Origin of the sequence: Phreatobacter sp., assembly GCF_052440005.1 — a bacterium.
Classification (GTDB): Bacteria; Pseudomonadota; Alphaproteobacteria; order Rhizobiales; family Phreatobacteraceae; genus Phreatobacter.
In genome coordinates this window covers 1-3,979 of sequence record NZ_JBQVQL010000165.1, presented here as the reverse complement: position 1 = coordinate 3,979, position 3,979 = coordinate 1, and the positions used below count along the sequence as shown (strand labels likewise).

Sequence of the window (3,979 nt, the reverse complement as noted above, 5' to 3'; positions counted from 1 at the left end):
GGCCCGCACCGCCCGCCCGCCCGTTCCGGCGCCCGCCATGGTGGCTCCGAACGCCGAGGGCGCCGGCGGAACCGTCGTCTTCGCCCGCCAGCCGACCGAGCGCGCCGCGACGGTCGCGGCCATGCATGCTCCCGACCCGCGGGCCCAGCGGCTCATCCAGCAGCCGGTCCAGGTGGTCGCCATGACCTTCTCGGCCTCGGCGCCGGCCACCGTGCCGACCCAGCGCTTCTCGGGGCAGGCGGTCTCGACGCTCCGGACGATCGAGTTCGCCGCGCCGACGCCGCAGCGCGGCGCCTTCCTCTCCCGCTGATCCTGACGGGGGCGCCCTCGCGCCCCTGACCTGCACGCGGCCCCATGGCGGGGCCCGCCCATCCGTTGCATGGTCCGGCCCCCTCCCGGCCCGACGGCCGGGATCCGATCACAGTGCCGGACCGGCCGCGCGCCCCGGACGACGCGGGACGCCATGGACCCCATCCGCTTCATTCCGCCGGCCCTGGCGATCCTGTGGGGCCTCAACTGGCCGGCCGTGAAGATCGGCCTGTCGGAGGTGCCGCCCTTCGCGCTGCGCATGGGCGGCATGGGCGCCGGCGGGCTCATCCTGCTGGCGCTGGCGCTCCTCACCGGCCGGTCGCTGCGCTTCGCGCGCTCCGACGTGGTGCCGCTGCTCGTCGGCGGCTTCCTCAACATCACCGTCTTCAATCTCGCCGTGGTCTTCGCCCAGCTCGCCACCACGACGTCGCGGGCAGCGATCCTCACGTTCACGACGCCGCTCTGGGCCATCGTGCTCGCCTATTTCGTGCTGGGTGAGAAGCTCGACCGCACGCGGGTCGCGGCGCTGGTCATCGGCCTCGCCGGCATCGCGGTGCTGGCGTCACCGATCTTCACGGGAACGGTCAACCCGCTCGGCGTGCTGTTCCCGGTGGTGGCGGCGCTGAGCTGGGCGGCGGGCTCGGTCTACCTCAAGCGCCGGCCCTACCGGGCCGACCGCATGGTGGCGATCGGTTATCAGCTGCTGCTGGCGGGGAGCGTTGCGGCCGTGGGGTTCGTGGTCAGCGGCGAGAGCCTGCCGGGCAGCCTGTCGGCGGGGACGGCCTTCGCCATCGCCTACCACGTCGTCGGCGCGACGGCGCTCGCCTATGTGCTGTGGTTCACGCTGCTCGACCGGCTGACGGTCGGGGCCGCCTCGATGACGACCTTCGCCATTCCGGTGGTCGGCGTCATCGGCGCCATGGTGCTCGTCGGCGACCGGCCGGGCCTTCTCGACTATGTCGGCTTCGCCGCGGTCATCGCCGCGGCGGGCCTTGCCACGTTCGGACAGAAGAGGGCGTAGGGGGCTGCGCCCTCACGCCATGCCGAGAGCCTGCTTGTAGAGCTCGAGGATCGCCTCCTCCTCCATGCGCTCGTCGCGATCCTGCTTGCGCAGGGAGACGATCTTGCGCAGCACCTTGGTGTCGAAGCCGTTGGCCTTTGCCTCGCCGTAGACGTCCTTGATGTCGTCCGACAGCGCCTTCTTCTCCTCCTCGAGGCGCTCGATGCGCTCGATGATGGATTTCAGCTGATCGGCTGCGACGCTTTGGGTATCGACCATGTGCGGCTCCCGGGACGAGGGCGGAGGAAGCCGCACTGGTTCGCGAATTCGCGTCGCGGGGTCAAGCGGCGCGGCGCTTGTCCACAGGCCCGCCGCCGCCTATGCATCGACGGGCGAAACCGTGCCATGACATCTCCGCCCGCCGTCATCCCGTCTGAGCCGCGCACCTCCCGGGCCGGCGCCTTCCTGGCGCTCCTCGCGGGCGCGACGGCGCTCGGCGTCTCGCCGGTCTTCGTGCGCCTCGCCGATGTCGGGCCCTTCGCCTCGGCCTTCTGGCGAGCGGCCCTGGCGCTGCCCGTGCTCTATGTGTGGATGCGGCTCGAGGATCGCGGCCGGACGGAACGCGCCGGGCTGACCCTGCCCGGCATTCTCGCCGGCCTGTTCTTCGCCGGCGACCTGTTCTTCTGGCACCTGTCCATCCTCAACACCTCCATCGCCAACTCGACCTTCCTCGCCACCACGGCTCCGGTCTGGGTCATTCTCGTCGCCTGGCTGTGGTTCAAGGACCGCGTCTCCGGGGCGACGCTCGCCGGTCTCGCCCTCTGCATCGCCGGCGGCGCGGCGCTCGTCGGCGACAGCCTGCAGGTCGACCGCTCGCGCCTGTCCGGCGACCTCTACGGCCTCGCGACCGGCGTGTTCTTCGGCCTCTATTTCCACGCCATCCGCGCGGGCCGGGTGACGCACGGGGCGGCGCGGCTGACCCTCCACTCCACGGCCGTGACGGCGCTGGTGCTCTTCGGCGTCGCGCTGATGCTGGAGCCGCGCATCCTGCCGCAGAGCCTGCAGGGCTGGCTCGCCGTGCTGGCGCTCGGCATGCTCACCCACGCGGCGGGGCAGGGGCTGCTGTCGGTGGCGCTGGGAACGCTGCCCACCGTCTTCTCCTCGCTCGTCATCTTCCTCGAGGCGGTCATCGCCGCGCTCTTCGCCTGGGTCGTGCTGGGTGAGGCGCTCAGCGTGGCGCAGGTCGCGGGCGGCGCGGCGATCATGCTCGGCATCTGGGTGGCGCGGCCGCGATGAGGGGGTTGCGGCGACTGGCGCGCCTCGTCCTGCTGGCGGCGCTGACGCTCGCCCCCGTCCTGCCGGTCCGCGCCGAAACCGCGACGGTCGAGACGCTGGAACAGGCGATCTGCCGGCTGATCGAGGCGGGCGCCCGCCGCCACGACCTGCCGGTCCATTTCTTCACGCGGCTGATCTGGGTGGAAAGCCGCTTCCGCATCCGCGCGGTCAGCCCGGCCGGCGCGCAGGGAGTCGCCCAGTTCATGCCGGGGACGGCGCGCGAGCGCGGCCTCGCCGATCCCTTCGATCCCGAACAGGCGATCGCCGCCTCGGCGGGCCTCCTCGCGGACCTCCGGCGCCAGTTCGGCAATCTCGGCCTTGCTGCAGCCGCCTATAACGGCGGGCCGACGCGGGTGCAGAACTTCCTCGACGGGCGGGGAGGCCTGCCGCTCGAAACGCAGAACTACGTGTTCCAGATCACGGCGCGCACCGCGGAGGACTGGGCCGAGGACCGCCGCCGCGGCGTGGTGCCGCCGGCCGGCCTGCAGGACCAGCCGCCGCAGAACTGCCTGATGGTGACCGCGCTGCTCCGGCGGCCGGGCGAGCTCCTGGCGGGAATCCAGGGGCCCTTCGCGCCCTGGGGCGTCCAGCTCTCCGGCAATTTCTCGCGGGCGGTGGCGCTCGCCGGCTACCAGCGGGCGCGGGTGCGGCTCGCCGGCGTGCTCGGCGACGTGCAGCCGCTGGTGCTCGGTCAGCGCCTGCGCAGCCGGGGAAGGGCGCTGTTCTACCGGGTGAGGGTGCCGGTGCAGACGCGGCGGGGCGCGGACGAGCTCTGCAACCGCATCCGGGCGGCGGGGGGCGCCTGCATCGTGCTGCGCAACTGATGCCGCGGTGGACGGCGGCCGGCCCGGTCGGCCGTTTCGTTGACAGTGCCGGTGGTATCAAGGAAAAGCCAAAGAGCTGGATGACAAGGCGCTGATGACTCGTCTCTCCCCCCGCGCATTCTGCCTCCTCGCCGGCCTCGCGTCGGGCGCGATATGGCTCGGCGGCACGGCACCCGCCGCCGCCGACCTGCGCCTGTGCAACACGACGGGAAGCCGCGTCGGCGTCGCCATCGGCTACAAGGACGGCGAGGGCTGGACTACCGAGGGCTGGTGGAACGTGCCGGCCCGCTCCTGCGAGACGATCCTGCGCGGCCCGCTGGTGGCGCGCTACTACTACCTCTACGCGGTCGACTACGACCAGGGCGGCGAGTGGTCGGGCCGTGCCTTCATGTGCTCGCGCGACAAGGAATTCACCATCCGCGGCATCGAGCAGTGCCTGGCGCGCGGCTATGACCGGCTCGGCTTCTTCGAAGTGGACACCCAGGACCAGCGGCAGTGGACGGTGCAGCTG

6 protein-coding genes are annotated in these 3,979 nt (G+C 72.2%); 5 read left to right on the top strand and 1 reads right to left on the bottom strand.

The features are described 5' to 3' along the window. Together ACT6XY_RS22530 and ACT6XY_RS22525 are read left to right on the top strand one after the other, a co-directional pair. Positions 1-310, top strand: a 310-nt coding sequence (locus ACT6XY_RS22530; protein WP_444750539.1) for a hypothetical protein, incomplete at its 5' end; no start/stop codon positions are given. Positions 311-463: 153 nt separating this feature from the next. Further along, positions 464-1,330: a DMT family transporter gene (locus ACT6XY_RS22525; protein WP_444750538.1), complete on the top strand. Its 867-nt coding sequence runs from the start codon at positions 464-466 to the stop codon at positions 1,328-1,330. 12 nt (positions 1,331-1,342) lie between these two features. Here the strand turns inward: ACT6XY_RS22525 and ACT6XY_RS22520 are convergent, their stop codons facing one another. Continuing rightward, positions 1,343-1,588, bottom strand: a complete 246-nt coding sequence (locus ACT6XY_RS22520; RefSeq protein ID WP_444750537.1) for a DUF2312 domain-containing protein — start codon at positions 1,586-1,588, stop codon at positions 1,343-1,345. Between the two features lie 126 nt (positions 1,589-1,714). Here ACT6XY_RS22520 and ACT6XY_RS22515 point away from each other — a divergent pair, with 126 nt between their 5' ends. The 3 genes from ACT6XY_RS22515 to ACT6XY_RS22505 all read left to right on the top strand — a co-directional run. Beyond that, entirely contained in the window at positions 1,715-2,605 is an 891-nt protein-coding gene (locus tag ACT6XY_RS22515; RefSeq protein WP_444750536.1) for a DMT family transporter, read from the top strand. Further along, on the top strand, positions 2,602-3,468 hold the full coding sequence (locus ACT6XY_RS22510) for a lytic transglycosylase domain-containing protein (RefSeq protein ID WP_444750535.1): 867 nt from the start codon (positions 2,602-2,604) through the stop codon (positions 3,466-3,468). The genes ACT6XY_RS22515 and ACT6XY_RS22510 overlap by 4 nt, the downstream gene beginning before the upstream one ends. 94 nt (positions 3,469-3,562) lie before the next feature. Beyond that, positions 3,563-3,979: DUF1036 domain-containing protein (locus ACT6XY_RS22505; protein ID WP_444750534.1), on the top strand; the 417-nt coding region annotated here is incomplete at its 3' end.

Coding starts and splice junctions, on each gene's coding strand:
- ACT6XY_RS22525 (WP_444750538.1), top strand. CDS start 464: ATGGACCCCATCCGCTTCATTCCGCCGGCCCTGGCGATCCTGTGGGGC.
- ACT6XY_RS22520 (WP_444750537.1), bottom strand. CDS start 1,588: ATGGTCGATACCCAAAGCGTCGCAGCCGATCAGCTGAAATCCATCATC.
- ACT6XY_RS22515 (WP_444750536.1), top strand. CDS start 1,715: ATGACATCTCCGCCCGCCGTCATCCCGTCTGAGCCGCGCACCTCCCGG.
- ACT6XY_RS22510 (WP_444750535.1), top strand. CDS start 2,602: ATGAGGGGGTTGCGGCGACTGGCGCGCCTCGTCCTGCTGGCGGCGCTG.